We start from the raw sequence: 15,875 nt of genomic DNA on the forward strand, positions 1-15,875 counted from the left end.
CGGTGACGCGGAGCGGCCGCCGTCGACGCGGATGTCCTCGGCCACGGGGAGCGGTGACCCCTGTCCCCCGCCTCGGCACGGCCGGCCCCCGGGCGGGCGGACCGGCTCGGTGAACTCCGTGCCGGCGGCGCTCCCGGTCCGCCGGCGGCTTCGGGTCCGGGCGGTCCGGCGACGCGCATCACAGCGTGTCATCCGATCGGACCCGCCTCGGCGGGGAACTGTGGGTTCATGACGACACAGCTCGGACTTCCCGAAGGCATCCAGGCCTGTCTCTTCGATCTCGACGGAGTGGTCACCAGGACGGCGGTGGTGCACGCCGCCGCCTGGAAGGCGACCTTCGACGCCTTCCTGCGTGAGCGCGACGGGGCGGACTTCCGTCCCTTCACCGACTCCGACTACGCCCAGTACGTCGACGGCCGCCCCCGGGCCGACGGCGTCCGCTCGTTCCTCGCCTCCCGGGGCATCGAACTCCCCGAGGGCACGCCGGACGATCCGCCGGAGACGCGGAGCGTCAACGGTGTCGGCAACCGCAAGAACGAACTCCTCCTGGAGAAGATCCGCACCGACGGCGTGGAACCGTACCCGGGCACGCTGCGGTACATCGACGCCGTCCGCGCCGCCGGGCTCGCCACCGCGATCGTCTCCTCCAGCGCCAACACCCGCGACGTGCTGCACTCCATCTCCGCCGAGCAGTTGTTCGACGTACGGATCGACGGGGTGGTGGCCAGGGAACGGAAACTGCCGGGCAAACCACACCCCGACACCTTCCTGGCCGCCGCCCGGGACCTCGGTGTGGAGCCGTCCCGGGCCGCCGTCTTCGAGGACGCGCTGGCCGGCATGGAGGCGGGGAGGTCCGGGCACTTCGGCTACGTCGTCGGCGTCGACCGCGTCGGACAGACCGAAGCCCTGTACACCCACGGCGCCGACCGCGTCGTCAAGGACCTCGCCGAACTCGGAGGCAGCGCGTGATCACCAACCGGACGTACACCGTGGAGCCCTGGCGCGTGCGCGAGACGGCTCTCGACCTCGATCTCCTGGCCCAGAGCGAATCCGTCTTCGCGCTGTCCAACGGGCATGTCGGCTGGCGAGGCAACCTCGACGAGGGCGAACCGCACGGCCTGCCCGGCAGCTACCTCAACGGGGTGTACGAACTGCACCCGCTGCCCTACGCCGAGGCGGGCTACGGCTACCCCGAGTCGGGCCAGACCGTCATCAACGTCACCAACGGGAAGCTGCTGCGGCTGCTGGTGGACGACGAGCCCTTCGACCTGCGGTACGGGCGGCTCCGCAAGCACGAACGCACCCTGGACTTCAGGCGCGGCGTGCTGGAGCGGAGCTGCGAGTGGACCTCCCCCGCGGGTACGACCGTCCGGGTGCGTTCCACCCGCCTCGTCTCCCTCACGCAGCGCGCCATCGCCGCCGTGCAGTACGAGGTGGAGCCCGTCGACAGCCGGACCAGGGTGGTCATCCAGTCGGAGCTGGTCACCAACGAGAGTCTGCCCTCGTCCGACGGCGACCCGCGGACGGCCAAGGCGTTGAAGTCCCCGCTGGAACCGGAGGAGGACCAGGCCGTCGGGTCGCGGTTGCGCCTGGTCCACCGCACCCGGCGCAGCGGCCTCCGGGTCGCCGTGGCCGCCGACCACGTCGTGGACGCCCCCGGGGAGATCACCACCAGCAGCGAGAGCAACACCGATGTCGCCCGCCTGACCATCACCTCCGTCCTGGACCCGGGCCAGCGGCTGCGGGTGCAGAAGACCGTCGCCCACGGCTGGTCGGGGGCCCGTTCCCGGCCTGCGATGAGCGATCAGGTCGAGGCCGCACTGGCTGCCGCCGCGCACGGCGGCTGGGACGAACTGGTGGCCCAGCAGCGGGACTACCTCGATGACTTCTGGGCCCGTGCGGATGTCGAGGTGCACGGCGACGAGGAGATCCAGCAGGCCGTCCGCTTCGCGCTCTTCCATGTGCTCCAGGCCGGTGCCCGCGCCGAGCAGCGGGCGATCCCGGCCAAGGGGCTGACCGGTTCCGGGTACGACGGCCACGCCTTCTGGGACACCGAGATGTTCGTGCTGCCCCTCCTCTCGTACACCGAGCCCAGGGCGGTCGCCGAGGCGCTGCGCTGGCGGCAGGCCACCCTGCCCGCCGCCCGGGACCGGGCCACCCAGCTCGGACTGCGCGGCGCCGCGTTCCCGTGGCGGACCATCGACGGCTCGGAGGGCTCCGCGTACTGGCCGGCCGGCACCGCCGCCTTCCACGTGGCCGCCGACATCGCGCACGCCGCGGTGCGCCACACGGCGGTGACCGGCGACTCCGACTTCGAACGCGAGACCGCCCTGGAACTCCTGGTGGAGACGGCGCGGTTGTGGCGCTCCCTGGGCCATCACGACCCTCACGGCGTGTTCCACATCGACGGCATCACGGGGCCGGACGAGTACAGCGCCGTCGTGGACGACAACACGTACACCAACCTCATGGCCCGCTCCAACCTCCTCGCCGCGGCCGACGTGTGCGAACGCCATCCGGAGGAGGCGGCCCGGCTGGGTGTGGACGAGGAGGAGAGCGCCGCCTGGAGGGACGCCGCCGAGGCCGTGCACATCCCGTACAACAAGGAGATCGGCGTGCACGAGCAGCACGCCGGCTTCACCCACCACCAGCGCTGGGACTTCGCGAACACCCGCGCCGACCAGTACCCGCTGATGCTGCACTTCCCCTACTTCGACATCTATCGCAAGCAGGTGATCAAGCAGTCCGACCTCGTGCTGGCGATGTACACCTGCGGCACCTGGTTCGAGGCCCACTGCGACGACGACCAGCTGGCCGCGAACTTCGCCTACTACGAGCCGCTGACCGTACGGGACTCCTCGCTGTCGGCGTGCTGCCAGGCCGTCGTCGCCGCCCGGACCGGTCATCTGCGGCTGGCCTACGACTACACCGCCGAGGCCGCGCTGATGGACCTGGCCGACCTGGAGCACAACACCCGCGACGGGCTGCACATCGCCTCGCTGGCCGGTACGTGGATGGCGCTGGTCGCCGGGTTCGGCGGCACCCGGAGGGACGGCGACAGCCTGCGCTTCACGCCCCGGCTGCCCGAGAAGTTCAGCCGCCTGGCCTTCCGGCTCCAGTTCCGCGGCCGGTGCCTCCAGGTGGAGATCAAGCCGGAGGAGGCGACGTACTCGCTGCTCCTGGGCGACGCGCTGACGATCCACCACCACGGAGCGGAGGTACACGTGGACGGCGCCGGACCCGTCACCCTGCCGATCTCCCCGCCGAAGCCGCGACCCACCCCCGAACAACCCCTGCACCGCCGCCCGGGCACCACCGAACGCCCGAGCACCGAACCGAAGTGAGGCCGCCCCTGGTCGGGCCCCGGGCCGCTCGGGCGGCCCGGGGCCAGCCGCATGGGACCGGGGAGGCTGTCTCTTCGCGAGGCAGGGTTCCACTGGCGCCCCGGGGCGACTTTCGAGATCCCCTGGAGCTGCTTTCCACAGCCCCGACCGAGGGCCGACCACGCCACTGTTGAGCACGATACACATTATGTGGTGCCTACACGTCGCATGTATGATGCACATAGACGCGGCCGCCTCCCCACCGACCACCCGGTGAACGGATCACCGCGTAAGCACGCACCCGCCCAGGGCCGCGCTCGCTCGCCCCGGGGCGCGATCCCCCGCTCCCTCGGGCCGTCGGCCGGGCGCCGCACACCTCACGGGCACCCGCCCATCAGCAAGGAGCACCACCATGAACCGACTGCAGGACAAGGTCGCCGTCATCACCGGAGCCGGAAGCGGCATCGGCCGCGCCGCCGCGGTGCTGATGAGCAAGCAGGGCGCCCGTGTCGTCGTCGCCGACTACGACACCGAAGCGGCCCGGGAGACCGCCGATCTCGTCACCACGGCCGGCGGCACCGCCCTGGCGCTGACGGTGAACGTCCTCGAAGAGGACTCCATCGCCGCCATGATCGACACCACGGTCGAGGAATACGGCTCCCTGAACATCCTGTGCAACCACGTCGGCGGCACCAACCCCCGCGTCGACCTGGACCTGCTCCGCATGGACATGGCCGAGTTCGACCGGGCCGTCAGCCTCAACGTACGCAGCACGCTCGTCGGTTCGCGGCTCGCCATTCCGCACATGATCGAGGCTGGCGGTGGCTCGATCATCAACACCGCCTCCGTCGCCGCGCTCGTCGGAGACGTCCTGCAGACCTCCTACGGGGCCGTGAAGGCGGCCGTCGTCAGCATCACCAAGTCCGTGGCCACCCAGTACGGTCCGAAAAACATCCGCTGCAACGCGATCGCCCCCGGCGCCGTGATGACCCCCGCCCTGGAGAACAACCTCCCCCAGGAGGTCATCGACAGCCTCAAGGCCGGCAACGCGCTGCCCTACCTCGGCTCCCCCGAGGACATCGCCCACACCATGGTCTTCCTCGCCTCGGACGAGTCCCGCTACCTCACCGGCCAGCTCCTGGTCGTGGACGGCGGTATGACCATGCAGTCCTCGGCCGCGCCCGGGCGCCGGGCCATGCTCCCCGCGTGACACACGTCCCTCGCCGGCCGTAGTTCGCGGAGCAAACACCCCTAGCCGCGCCGCTTCGCCGCCGAACTCGTCATGCAGGGGTCGTTTCGGAAGCAGCGGCCGGAAGGGTGCGCGGCCGGGGGCGTTCCCCCTGGGGGCCGAACATGATCAGGTACTCGACCGGTCCGCCGGTTCCGGCGTTGGCCACCGCGTGCGGGGTGCGGGTGTCGAACTCCGCTACGTCCCCGGCGGTCAGGATGAGGTCCTGACCGCCGAGTGCGAGCCACAGCCGGCCGTACAGGACGCACAGCCACTCGTGGCCCTCGTGGGAGACCTGGCGCGGCCTGGCAGGCGGTTCGGTCACGGCGGGCAGGACGTGCTTGTGGGCGTGCAGTCCCCCGACGTACCGGGTCAGCGGCACCACCGCCTTGTCGTCGCCGAAGCTGCGGACCACGGGGGCGGGAGCAGGCGCGGGGGCCGCGCCGGCCAGCTCGTCCAGGCCGACCCCGTACTCCTTCGACAGCTGGAGCACCACCTCTAGGGTGGGCTTGCGCCGGCGGGTCTCGATCCGCGACAGCGCGCTGGGCGAGATGCCGGTCGCCCGGCTCACCTCGGCGAGTGTGCGGCCCCGGCCCTCCCGTACGGCTCTCAGCCGGGTTCCCATCGCCGCCAGCGCCTGGGTCACGTCGTCCTCTGCCACCGCTCCCGCGCCTTTCCGCCGTCCGCTTCACCGCCCTGTCCTGCAAGGTTGCCAGACTGGCAACGCGGATCGCGCCGAGCGGCGGGCGCCCCGCATGATCGGCGGGTACCCGTCGGACGCCGCGAACCGAGGAGAAGTCCCCATGAAGTCTGAGCCGGCCACCGCGCTTCGCCACCGCACCGTCGAAGCCCCTGCGGGCCGCCTGCACCTGGCGGAGCAGGGCACCGGCCCGCTGGTCGTGCTCGTCCACGGCTTCCCCGAGTCCTGGTACTCCTGGCGCCACCAGCTTCCGGCCCTCGCCGCTGCCGGATTCCGGGCGGTCGCGATCGACGTACGCGGCTACGGCCGCTCCTCCAAGCCCGCCGAGACCGACGCCTACCGCCTGCTCGACCTGGTCGAGGACAACGTCGCCGTCGTGCGCGCCCTCGATGAGGAGAGCGCGGTGATCGTCGGCCACGACTGGGGCTCCAACATCGCGGCCGCCTCCGCGCTCCTCCACCCCGAGGTCTTCCGCGCGGTCGGCCTGCTGAGCGTCCCGTACGCGCCGCCCGGCGGCCCTCGCCCCACCGACGTCTTCGGCCGGATCGGCGGCCCCGATCAGGAGTTCTACGTCTCCTACTTCCAGGAGCCCGGCCGCGCCGAGGCGGAGATCGAGCCCGACGTCAAGGGCTGGCTGGCGGGCTTCTACGCGGCCCTGTCCGCCGACACCATGCCGGCCGCCGACCAACCAGACCCGCACTTCGTCGCCCGGGGCGGCCGGCTGCGCGACCGTTTCCCGGCCGGGCGGCTCCCGGCCTGGCTGAGCGAGGAGGACCTCGACGTCTACGCCGGGGAGTTCGAGCGCACCGGCCTGACCGGCGCCCTCAACCGCTACCGCAACGTGGACCGCGACTGGGAGGACCTCGCTCCCCACTGCGGAGCCCCCGTCGAGCAGCCCGCTCTGTTCATCGGCGGTGCGCTGGACGCCTCCACCACCTGGATGGCCGACGCCATCGACGCCTTCCCCACCACCCTCCCCGCTCTGTCCGCCTCCCACCTCCTGGCCGGCTGCGGCCACTGGATCCAGCAGGAACGCCCCGCCGAGGTCAACCGCTTGCTGACCGACTGGCTCGCCACCCTTCCGGGCTGAACCGGCGGACCGGGCGAGCGGAGGGCCCGGACGCTGCGGCGTCCGGGCCCCACTCGGGACGGGTGGGTCAGCGCTCCATGAGAGCGAAGACGCCCCAGCCGAGGTACTCACGCCCGTAACGGGCGTACCGGGCCGGTTCGGTGGTGAGTTCCTCCCGTACGGCGGGGGCGAGTTCGTCGTCCGGGTTCTCGTCGAGCCAGCGGCGCATGCTGAGCCACTGGGCCGCGGCGTAACGGTCCCAGCTGTCCTGATCGGCCAGCATCATCTCCACGACGTCGCAGCCGAGTTCCTGGAACCGCTCGATGAGAGCGGGCAGGAGCAGGAAGTCGGCGACGGACGTGGCGTGGCACGCCTGGGCGGTCTCCTCGTCCGGCGGGGTCAGCCGCCAGAAGGGTTCACCGATCAACATCATGCCCCCGGGGCGGAGACTGCGCCGGAGCAGTTCGATCGTTCCGGCGACACCTCCGCCGATCCAGGTGGCGCCCACGCAGGCCGCCAGGTCGACCGGCTGGTCGGCGACGTGGCCGGCGGCATCACCGTGAAGGAACTCGACCCGGTCGGCGACGCCGAGTTCGGCGGCGCGGCGGCGGGCCTGTTCGGTGAAGAGGGTGCTGATGTCGACCCCCGTGCCCGTGAAGCCCAGGTCGCGGGCCCAGGTGCACAGCATCTCGCCCGAGCCGCAGGCCAGGTCGAGCACCCGGGTTCCGGTGGGGAGGCGGAGGGATGCGCCCAGGGTGGCCAGCTTGTCCGCGGTCAGGGGGTTGTGGATCCGGTGTCCGCTCTCGCGGACGGTGAAGATGCGGGGAAGGTCCATGACCGTGTTCCTTTCCGTCATGCCTTGTAGTAGGGGGACTGCTTGTGGGCGCGCAGCTGTCGCGAGAGCTGCTTCATCGGCCGTTCCAGCTCGGCTCGCAGCCGGGCGTCGGTGCGGGCGGCGGCGTGGGCGTTCTCGCGCTCCAGGCGGTGGTAGCTGTCGAGGCGCCGCTCGGTGAGCCGGCCGTCCGCCACGGCGGCCAGCACGGCGCAGCCAGGCTCGACCGTGTGGGCGCAGTCCGTGAAGCGGCAGTCCCGGGCCAGTTCGGTGATCTCGGCGAAGGTCCGCTCCAGGCCGTCGTCGGCATCGTGCAGGCCGACGCCGCGCAGGCCCGGGGTGTCCAGGAGGACTCCCCCGTCGGGCAGCGGCACCAGTTCGCGCCAGGCGGTGGTGTGGCGGCCCTTGCCGTCGCTGCCGCGTACCGCGCCGGTGGCCAGGCGGTCCTCGCCGAGCAGGCGGTTGCCGAGGGTGGACTTGCCCGCGCCCGAGGGCCCGAGCAGGACGATCGTGCCCGACAGGACCGCGGTCAGGACGTCCAGGCCCTCGCCGGTGGTGGCGCTGGTGACCAGCACCTCCACGCCCGGGGCCGCCTCGGCCACCTCGGAGGCCGCCGCGGCGGGGTCGGGGCACCGGTCGGCCTTGGTGAGCACCACCACGGGTGTGGCGCCGCTCTCCCAGGCGAGGGCCAGCATGCGCTCGATCCGCCCGAGTTTGAGCGGGTCGGCGAGAGAGACGGCCACCGCCACGGTGTCGACGTTCGCGGCCAGTACCTGGGCGTGAGAGGTCCGCGCGGAGGTGGAGCGGACCACCGCGGTCCGTCGCTCCAGCACCTCCACCACGGTGGCGGAGGTCGCCGGGCCCGCCGGCCTGACCGCCACCCAGTCGCCGGTGCACGGCGTCAGCCGGTCCCCGGTTCCCGAGGAGGGGAGGACCAGCGCGCGGACGGGGCCGGTTTCGGCGACGACGTCGCACTGACCGCGCTCGGCCCGCACGACGCGACCGGGCAGCAGTCCCGCGTCCCTGAACGCGCCGAAGGATCGCTCACGCTCCGGATCCCAGCCGTAGTCGGCCAGGGCCGGGACGTGCGAGGAGCAGGGGAGAGCGAACGGAGAAAACGAAGAGTGTGAAGGAAACAATGGAAGAGACCCTTGTGAGGGGCCTCGCCGGACATCAGACGTGCCGGAACCGCTCCCGCAGAGGGGAGACCGGCAGAGGAAAGGTCAGGCCGAGACCCGAGAGATGCGAACGAGTCGGGCACCGCACACAGCGGTGGTCACCACGACCGTCATCACGCATCTCCTCCGATCTCCGGGAGTGGCTCGGTCGCCACATCCGCAGAGACCGTAGCATCTCCGCGCGTTTGTGCGGCGGGCAGGTCGGAAAAGACCTGGCTCCGTTCCGGGGCGGCAGGGCAGGATCGCCGTCGTGATACGCCGTCCTCACGACGATGCCGAGTTGTCGGCCCTGGTCCGTCGTTATGTCACGCCCGAGCGGCGCTACTTGAAACTCGGCGGCGGCTTGCTGAACATGCGAGACCCCGACGGCGCGCGATTCGTGCGAGATCTCCGTGAGGATGCGGGACTCATCACCGCCGACGAGATCACCAGGCTTCTCGATGGCGGCTGGCGGGAGCGGAGAACCGCGGCGTGGCTCGTGGCCGTCTCCCGCCGGGCGGAGTTCCGTGAGCGCCTCGGAGAACTCCTGCTGGCGAGCGAGGTCTGCTGCGCCGGCCTCGCCTACAGCGTCGCCCTGGCCGGTTTCGGCACGGCGCGCGACGCCGATCTGCTCGCCGCCTACCTGGATCGGTACCTCCGCCGCCCCGACCTCGCGTACGACCAGCCCGTCGTCATGGGCGCTCTCCAGTTCGTCGACCTGGACCTCGGAGGCAGCCGAGCGGACCGCTTCGCGGAGCCGGGGGGCCCGTGGCGGCAGTGGCTCCGGGAGGCACCACACATGAAGGACGGGGCGGACCCCGCCCCCTCCTTTCTGAGCCTCATCCGCCGGCTCTGCGCGTTCGTCGATGCATGCGCGGAGGTGCCGTGACCGCCGTCCTCCCCTGACGGGCTTCCCGGACCATGCCCGTGGGGCGGGGAGGGCCCGACGACGCGGCTCCGCTCCGGGCCGGGACGCCTCCCCCGAGCGCTTCGGTGCGGAACCTTGTCAATATCCAGAATCCTGTTTACTGTTCTGATCGTGAACGCCTTCGACGACCGCTTCCTCACGCGCAACGGACTGGCCGCCCGCCAGCTCGCGGTCCTGCTGCTCAATCACGAGCCGGACACGCGGCTGCCCCGGGTGCGGGATTTCGCGGAGGAACTGGGCTGCGGGAACGGCACGGTCCAGGCGGCCCTGCAGTTGCTGGAGGAGTCCGGCGCCATCCGGACGACCGCCCGCGGGCACCTCGGCACCTTCCTCGCCCACTCGGACCGGTCCATACTCTGGCGGCTCTCCGGGCTCGGGACGCTGCTGGCCGCGATGCCCCTGCCGTACTCCCGCCGGTACGAGGGTCTGGCCACCGGGCTGCGCGGCGCCTTCGAGAAGGCGGGCGCGCCCTTCGCGATCACGTTCATGCGGGGCGCCGGGGCCCGTACCGCCGCCCTGCTCGAGGGCAAGGTCGACCTCGTCGTGCTGTCCCGGTTCGCCGCCGACGAGCTGATCGCCGAGCATCCGGTGGAGCTGGTGGCGGACCTGGGGCCGGCGACCTACGTGGGTGCGCACGGCATGCTCCTGCGCCACGGCGTGGACCTGGACACCCCGGGCCTGCGGGTCGCGGTCGACCACGCGTCGGAGGATCTGCGCAAGCTGGTCGACCTGGTCTTCGCCGGGCGCCCGGACGTCCGGCGGGTGGAGGCCTCGTACATGCAGCTGCCCGACCTCTTCGCCCGCGAGGAGGTCGACGCCACCGTCTGGAACCTGGACGAGGTGCAGGACCGGCTCGGATTCGGCGTGGACGTGCTCCCCCTGGGGGACGAGGTCACCCGCGAACTGTCGCTGCGTAACTCCAGCGCGGCCGTCATCGGCCGTACCGAAGGCGCCAAGGCCCTGGCCGCGGTCCGCGACTCCCTGGATCTCCCGCTGATCACCTCACTCCAGCACGAGGTGATCGAGGGCACGCGCCTGCCCTCCTACTGAGCCGCAGGCGAGGCGGCCGGAACAGGACGAAAGTCCTGCCGCCACGGGACCTTCGGTCCTCTCAAAATACAAAATCCTGGTTACTGTCTATTTTAGGAGGATCGCCATGGACGACCAGCTGGCCCTGCGGATTCAGCTCTTCCGCGAAGGCGGACAGATCAAGCCCGAGGTCGCCGACTTCGTCGCGGCCGAACTGGCCGCCCTCGAAGCGGAGGGCCGCACCGTGACCGAGGCGACGGCGGGCATGCTCACCAGCCACCTGATGATGGCGCTCACCCGGCTCCTGGACGGCGAGGCCATCGAGCAGTTCCTCACCGACGACCAGGTCGCCGCCGAACTGGCCGGACACCCCGAGGCCGTCGCCCGCGCCCGCGAGGTCGCCGAACGCGCCCGGCGGGACCTGGGGGCGGCCCTCCCCGAGTCCGAGGTGAACTTCCTCGGCATGCACCTCGCGGTGCTGGCGCAGCAGACCCCCGCCGCCCCCTCCTCCTGAACCACCCCGTCCCCCGGACCGGCCCGGCCGGCCCGAACCACCAGGAAAGAAGCAGGACATGACGAAGATCCTCGCCGGCGGCGTCGGCAAGACCGAGGTCACCGCCACCATCAAGCAGCTCGGCATCGAAGGGCTGGAGGTCACCGCCTCCAGCGACATGGACGCCGCGATGAAGCTGCGCGTCGGCCAGGCCGACTACTACCTGGGCACCTGCCACACGGGCGCCGGTGCCTCGCTCGGCGTCCTCGTCGGCCTGATGGGCAGCGCCGTCTGCCACACCTTCGGCCGCAACGTCCCCACCGAGGAGCAGATCACCGCCCTGCTGGACGAGGGCAAGAAGGTCTTCGGCTTCTCGATGGACCAGATCGACACCATCGCTCCCCTCATGGCGCGCGCCATCGCCGCCCGCGGCTGACCCAGCCCCCCTCTCCGATCATCCCGGGCACGAAGGAGTGACCCCGTGAGTACGACACTCGCAGCCGGTACGAGCCTCGACTTCTCGCTGGCCCAGCAACTGACCGTCATAGCCCTCTGTGCGCTGACCGCGTACATCGCTCACATGGCGCTGGCCGTCTTCAACGACGGCGTACGCCCGTTCCTCCTGGACTTCATCCAGGGGCGCACCACGCGCAGCGCGACGACGGCGGTCTCGTTCGGCCTCTCGGCCGGGTTCATCTTCGGGCTCGGCGCCCCGATGGCCCTGTCCACCGGTGTGCTGAACCCGTGGCTCCTCTTCCTGCCCACCGACATCCTCGGCATGCTGTCGCCGAAGAAGTGGCTCGCGCCGATCCTCGGCGGCGCCTGGGGCGCGGTCGTCGTCTTCGGGCTCAACGGGGCCAACAACGTGGCCCACGACCTGCCGGTCGACTTCATCACCGCCATGCAGCAGATGTCGACCCCGATCCTCTTCCTCTTCACGCTGTTCCCCGTGCTGGCCATCACCAAGCAGTTCGGCCGCAAGTGGGGCGGCCTCGCGGGGCTGCTGGAGTTCGCCCTGGTCGTCATGACCATGAAGCTGTGGCCCAATATGTTCGCCGGCGCGCTGGCGATGGCCGTCGGCGTGCTGATGCTCATCGGCCTCGCCGTCGCCAAGGACCTCGGCCGGCGCAAGGCGGACAGGGCCGCGGGTGTGAGCGAACCCGTCGTCGAGGGCGACGACCCGATGGCCTCCCTCTTCAGCGCCAGCGCGGCCCGGCTGCGCCGGTACCTGCCCCTGTTCATGGTGCTGGGCGCCGGAGTGTGTGTGCTCGCCCAGATGCACATATTCGGCGGCGGCGAGGCGACCAGCTTCCTGATCGCGAAGGGGCAGTACTCCGAGGCGGCGCAGGTCGACTTCTACCGCGTCTTCGGCTTCATCCCGCTGATCGCGACCACCGCGCTGGCCTCCGGCGCGTACGGCATCGCGGGCTTCACCCTCGTGTACCCCATCGGCTACCTGATGCCGAACCCGTTCCTCGCCGCGATCGTCGGTGCCCTGGTCTTCGCGGTCGAGGTGCTGGCCCTGTCCTACATCGGCAAGCTCCTCGGACGGCTGCCCAGCGTCCGCGACTCCTCCGAGCACCTGCGCAGCGCGATCAGCGAGACGCTCCAGCTGGCCATCCTCTTCGGCTCGCTGATGGCGGCCAACGCCATGGGCGGCGGCCTGGGCATCCTCGTCGTCGGCGGGCTCTACCTGCTGAACGAGGCGATGGGCCGGCCGGTCGTCCGGATGGCCGCGGCACCGGCCGCGGTGATCGTCGGCGGCATCCTCCTCAACCTCCTGTACTGGCTGGACCTGTTCACCCCGCTCAAGGGGTGACCCCGGGCCCCCACTCCCCCGGAGCGCCCAGGCCGACCAGAGAAGGACCCCCCACGATGAACAGCCCCGCACCCGTGCTGCGTACCGTCCTCGGAGACATCGCCCCCGACGCGGTGCACGGCCCCGCCCTGGCCCACGAACACCTCGTCCTCGACCTCGACCACCGGGGTGACGGCGGCGCTGTCCTCGACGGCCGGCACACCGCCGCCGTCACCGCCGAACTGGCCGCGCTCCGCGAGGAGTACGGACTCGCCCTCGTCGTCGAGCTGACCTGCCGCGGCATGGGCCGCGACGTGCGCACCCTGGCCCGGATCTCCCGGGACGCCCAGGTCGCCGTCGTCGCCGCGACCGGCTGGTACTACGAGCCGTTCCACACCCCCGAGATCGAGCGCGGCGACGTCGCGGACCTCACCGCCGCGCTCGTCCGCGAGATCGAGGACGGCATCGGGACCACGGGTGTCCGCCCCGGCGTCCTCGGCGAGATCGGCAGCCACGGGGACACCCCGGCGCCGGCGGAGAGCAAGGTGCTCCGCGCCTCGGCGCGGGCCGCCCTCGCCACCGGGCTCTCCGTCGCCACCCACGCCCAGCTCGGCCGCGGCGGCCTCGCCCAGCTGGAACTGCTCACCGGCGAGGGGCTGCCTCCGCACCGGATCTCGGTCGGCCATCAGGACCTGCTGGACGACCCGGCGGTCCATCGGGAGCTGGCCGCGAGCGGCGCGTACGTCGCCTTCGACACCGTCGGCAAGGACGGCTACCAGAGCGACGAGACCCGGCTGCGCCTCCTGCTCGCCCTCCTGGAAGCAGGACACGCCGACCGGGCCCTGCTCAGCTGCGACATCTCCCGCCACGGCTACCTCGCCTCCGAGGGGGGCCAGGGCTACGGCCACCTCTTCGGGAGCTTCCTGCCCAAGGTCCGTGCGGCGGGCGTGGACGACGACCTGATCGACCTGCTGACCCGCCGCAACCCGCTGCGCTTCCTCAGCGGCACGGCCGTGGAAGAGAGCTGACCATGCACCCCGTACTCCCCGAGACGTTCCCGCTGCCGACCGTGGCCCCGGCTGACGCCGTCGCCCGGCAGTTCCGGCTCATCGAGGCCACCGCCCGCCACTTCGAGGGCCCGCAGCTGTTCGCCTCCGACGCCGGGGTCGTGCCCGGCCTGGGGCGTCCCGCCACCACCGCCCGGGTGGAGGCCGTGCTCGCCGACTTCTTCGGCGCCGAGGACGCCGCGTTCGTCCAGGGCGCGGGCACCGGCGCGATCCGGGCGGCCCTCGCCGCCGCCGTCCGCCCCGGCGCCCCCCTCCTCATCCACCGGGCTCCGGTCTACCGCACCACCGAGGTCACGCTGCGCGGCCTCGGAGTCCGGACCGCCGAAACCGACTTCAACGATCCCGGCGCGCTCCGCGAGGCCCTGGAGTCCGGCCGGTTCCGCTGGGCCTACGTCCAGCACACCCGGCAGCGGCTCGCCGACTCCTACGACCCCGGCGCGGTCCTCTCCGCCTGCCGGGCCGCCGGCGTCCGCACCGTCGTCGACGACAACTACGCCGTGATGCGCACTCCGGCCGCCGGGGTCGAACTGGGCGCCGACGCCTCCTGCTTCTCCCTGTTCAAGCTGCACGGCCCGGAGGGCGTCGGCATCGTCGTCGGCGCCCGCGACCTGATCGAGCACATCCGCCGCGACAACTACTCCGGCGGCGGCCAGGTCCAGGGGCACCAGGCGCTCGACGCGCTGCGCGCGCTCACCCACGTACCGCTCATGTGGTCCGTGCAGTCGCAGGTCGGCACCGAGGTCGCCGAGCGGCTGAACGCGGGCGAGGTGCCCGGTGTCGCCGAGGTCCGGCTCGCCAACGCGCAGGACCGGTGCCTGCTCGTCCGGCTCGACCGGCCCGTCGCCCGGGAACTGCCCGCCGTCGCCGCCCGCTTCGGCGCGGCCCCCTACCCCGTCGGCTCGAACTCCCGCTACGAGATCACGCCGCTCTTCTACCGGATGTCCAGCTCCACCCTGGACGACTCCCCCGAACTGGCCGACTGGACCGTGCGCATCAACCCGATGCGGGCGGGCGCGGACCTCGTCATCGAGATCCTGCGCCGCTCACTGGCCGCGCTGAACGACCCGAAGGACCGCTGACCGTGTTTCTCGACACCGTCCTGACCCGTAATCCCGGTCTCGTCGAGGCCGCGGCGGCACTCCACGACCAGGGCGCGATCCCGCCGGACACCTATGTGATGGACCTGGACGCCGTCGAGGCCAACGCCGCGCTGCTGGCCGCCGAGGCCGAACGGCTGGGCCTGTCCCTCTGGTTCGTCGTCAAGCAGCTGGGCCGCAACCCCGAACTGATCCGGGCCGTCGCCCGGCACATCCCCCGCTACGCCGCCATCGACCCGCCCGAGGCCCGCACCCTGCACGCCTCCGGCGCCCGGGCCGGCAACCTCGGCCACCTCGTCCAGATCCCGCGCCGCGCACTGCCCGAGATGCTGGCGTGGCGGCCCGAGACCGTCACCGTGTACGACCTCGACAACGCCCGCGCGGTCTCCGACGCCGCGAGCCGGCTGGGGTTCGTCCAGGACGTCCTGATCCGTCTCGAAGGCGCCGAGGGAAGCGTCTACCCCGGCCAGGAGGGCGGCGTCCCGCTCGGCCGGCTCGACGCCTTCGCCGACGCGGCCGAGCGGCTGCCCGGCGTCCGCATCGCGGGAGTCACCGCGTTCCCGTGCGTGCTGTGCGACCCGGCGACCGGGGCCCCGTACGCCACCCCCAACTTCGCGCTCGCCCTCAAGGCCCGCGAGCTGCTCGCCGGGCGCGGCCACGCGGACCTCCGACTGAGCGCCCCGAGTGCCACCTCGATGGCCTCCCTGCCGCTGCTCGCCGAGCTCGGCGCCACCCACGGCGAGCCGGGCCACGCCCTCACCGGCACGACCCCGCTGCACGCGCTCGACCCCTCACAGCCCGAGACCCCCGCCTACGTGTACGTCACCGAGGTGGCCCACACCCTGGGCGACGGCCGGCCAGCCGTCTTCGGCGGCGGCTTCTACGCCCGCTCCCACATCAGGAGCGCCCTGCTGCCACGCACCGGGGCACGGCTGGACGTGCTCGACGCGCCCGCCGAGAACATCGACTACTACCGGCTGCTCGACGCGCCCGCCCCCGGACAGGACGTCCGCCTCGGCGACACCGCGCTGCTCGCCTTCCGCACCCAGATCTTCGTCACCCGCTCGACCGTCGCCGTCGTCTCCGGACTCTCGTCCGGTACGCCCCGTCTCAACGGTCTGTACGACGCCCAGGGCCGGTCCCTGAGCTGAGGA

The 15,875-nt window shown here is 72.0% G+C and carries 15 protein-coding genes; 12 read left to right on the top strand and 3 right to left on the bottom strand.

The features are described 5' to 3' along the window. Window positions 1–228 precede the first annotated feature (228 nt). The 3 genes from MHW47_RS03275 to MHW47_RS03285 all read left to right on the top strand — a co-directional run bounded on the left by MHW47_RS03275 (window position 229) and on the right by MHW47_RS03285 (window position 4,533). Window positions 229–969, top strand: coding sequence for a beta-phosphoglucomutase family hydrolase (locus MHW47_RS03275; protein ID WP_239221065.1), 741 nt, complete (start codon window positions 229–231; stop codon window positions 967–969). Then, the gene (locus MHW47_RS03280; RefSeq protein ID WP_239221066.1) at window positions 966–3,344 is read left to right on the top strand and encodes a glycoside hydrolase family 65 protein; all 2,379 of its coding nucleotides are present in this window, start codon (window positions 966–968) and stop codon (window positions 3,342–3,344) included. Before MHW47_RS03275 ends, MHW47_RS03280 begins: the two co-directional genes overlap by 4 nt. A 391-nt stretch (window positions 3,345–3,735) precedes the next feature. After that, window positions 3,736–4,533, top strand: a complete 798-nt coding sequence (locus MHW47_RS03285) for an SDR family NAD(P)-dependent oxidoreductase (RefSeq protein WP_239221067.1) — start codon at window positions 3,736–3,738, stop codon at window positions 4,531–4,533. A gap of 70 nt (window positions 4,534–4,603) precedes the next feature. Here the strand turns inward: MHW47_RS03285 and MHW47_RS03290 are convergent, their stop codons facing one another. Further along, window positions 4,604–5,212, bottom strand: a complete 609-nt coding sequence (locus MHW47_RS03290) for a helix-turn-helix domain-containing protein (RefSeq protein WP_239221068.1) — start codon at window positions 5,210–5,212, stop codon at window positions 4,604–4,606. A 142-nt stretch (window positions 5,213–5,354) separates the two neighbouring features. Here MHW47_RS03290 and MHW47_RS03295 point away from each other — a divergent pair, with 142 nt between their 5' ends. Then, the gene (locus tag MHW47_RS03295; protein WP_239221069.1) at window positions 5,355–6,341 is read left to right on the top strand and encodes an alpha/beta fold hydrolase; all 987 of its coding nucleotides are present in this window, start codon (window positions 5,355–5,357) and stop codon (window positions 6,339–6,341) included. Window positions 6,342–6,408: 67 nt separating this feature from the next. On the opposite strand, the gene MHW47_RS03300 is transcribed toward MHW47_RS03295, so the two are convergent. Both MHW47_RS03300 and rsgA read right to left on the bottom strand, forming a co-directional pair. Continuing rightward, complete coding sequence (locus tag MHW47_RS03300; RefSeq protein WP_239221070.1) at window positions 6,409–7,155, bottom strand: cyclopropane-fatty-acyl-phospholipid synthase family protein; 747 nt, start codon at window positions 7,153–7,155, stop codon at window positions 6,409–6,411. Window positions 7,156–7,172: 17 nt separating this feature from the next. After that, complete coding sequence (gene rsgA / locus MHW47_RS03305; protein WP_239221103.1) at window positions 7,173–8,228, bottom strand: ribosome small subunit-dependent GTPase A; 1,056 nt, start codon at window positions 8,226–8,228, stop codon at window positions 7,173–7,175. Between the two features lie 352 nt (window positions 8,229–8,580). Here rsgA and MHW47_RS03310 point away from each other — a divergent pair, with 352 nt between their 5' ends. From MHW47_RS03310 to MHW47_RS03345, 8 genes are all read left to right on the top strand, one after another. Further along, a complete protein-coding gene (locus MHW47_RS03310) occupies window positions 8,581–9,198 on the top strand; it encodes a DUF6000 family protein (RefSeq protein ID WP_239221071.1) in 618 nt (205 codons plus the stop codon). 150 nt (window positions 9,199–9,348) lie between these two features. Next, window positions 9,349–10,287: a GntR family transcriptional regulator YhfZ gene (gene yhfZ, locus MHW47_RS03315; RefSeq protein ID WP_239221072.1), complete on the top strand. Its 939-nt coding sequence runs from the start codon at window positions 9,349–9,351 to the stop codon at window positions 10,285–10,287. A 106-nt stretch (window positions 10,288–10,393) separates the two neighbouring features. Further along, window positions 10,394–10,780, top strand: a complete 387-nt coding sequence (locus tag MHW47_RS03320; protein ID WP_239221073.1) for a PRD domain-containing protein — start codon at window positions 10,394–10,396, stop codon at window positions 10,778–10,780. 58 nt (window positions 10,781–10,838) lie between these two features. Further along, window positions 10,839–11,195, top strand: a complete 357-nt coding sequence (locus tag MHW47_RS03325) for a DUF2620 domain-containing protein (protein WP_239221074.1) — start codon at window positions 10,839–10,841, stop codon at window positions 11,193–11,195. 45 nt (window positions 11,196–11,240) lie between these two features. Further along, a complete protein-coding gene (locus MHW47_RS03330; RefSeq protein WP_239221075.1) occupies window positions 11,241–12,578 on the top strand; it encodes a YhfT family protein in 1,338 nt (445 codons plus the stop codon). A 56-nt stretch (window positions 12,579–12,634) separates the two neighbouring features. Continuing rightward, complete coding sequence (locus tag MHW47_RS03335; RefSeq protein WP_239221076.1) at window positions 12,635–13,585, top strand: phosphotriesterase; 951 nt, start codon at window positions 12,635–12,637, stop codon at window positions 13,583–13,585. Between the two features lie 2 nt (window positions 13,586–13,587). After that, entirely contained in the window at window positions 13,588–14,703 is a 1,116-nt protein-coding gene (locus MHW47_RS03340; RefSeq protein WP_239221077.1) for an aminotransferase class V-fold PLP-dependent enzyme, read from the top strand. 2 nt (window positions 14,704–14,705) lie between these two features. Beyond that, window positions 14,706–15,872, top strand: a complete 1,167-nt coding sequence (locus tag MHW47_RS03345; RefSeq protein WP_239221078.1) for an alanine racemase — start codon at window positions 14,706–14,708, stop codon at window positions 15,870–15,872. Window positions 15,873–15,875 lie beyond the last annotated feature (3 nt).

Origin of the sequence: Streptomyces sp. OfavH-34-F (genome assembly GCF_022347745.1) — a bacterium.
GTDB lineage: Bacteria > Actinomycetota > Actinomycetes > Streptomycetales > Streptomycetaceae > Streptomyces.

What these genes read in the sequence shown, in the direction of transcription:
- MHW47_RS03275 (WP_239221065.1), top strand. Translation starts at nt 229, where the DNA reads ATGACGACACAGCTCGGACTTCCCGAAGGCATCCAGGCCTGTCTCTTC.
- MHW47_RS03285 (WP_239221067.1), top strand. Translation starts at nt 3,736, where the DNA reads ATGAACCGACTGCAGGACAAGGTCGCCGTCATCACCGGAGCCGGAAGC.
- MHW47_RS03295 (WP_239221069.1), top strand. Translation starts at nt 5,355, where the DNA reads ATGAAGTCTGAGCCGGCCACCGCGCTTCGCCACCGCACCGTCGAAGCC.
- MHW47_RS03300 (WP_239221070.1), bottom strand. Translation starts at nt 7,155, where the DNA reads ATGGACCTTCCCCGCATCTTCACCGTCCGCGAGAGCGGACACCGGATC.
- MHW47_RS03320 (WP_239221073.1), top strand. Translation starts at nt 10,394, where the DNA reads ATGGACGACCAGCTGGCCCTGCGGATTCAGCTCTTCCGCGAAGGCGGA.
- MHW47_RS03325 (WP_239221074.1), top strand. Translation starts at nt 10,839, where the DNA reads ATGACGAAGATCCTCGCCGGCGGCGTCGGCAAGACCGAGGTCACCGCC.
- MHW47_RS03335 (WP_239221076.1), top strand. Translation starts at nt 12,635, where the DNA reads ATGAACAGCCCCGCACCCGTGCTGCGTACCGTCCTCGGAGACATCGCC.
- MHW47_RS03340 (WP_239221077.1), top strand. Translation starts at nt 13,588, where the DNA reads ATGCACCCCGTACTCCCCGAGACGTTCCCGCTGCCGACCGTGGCCCCG.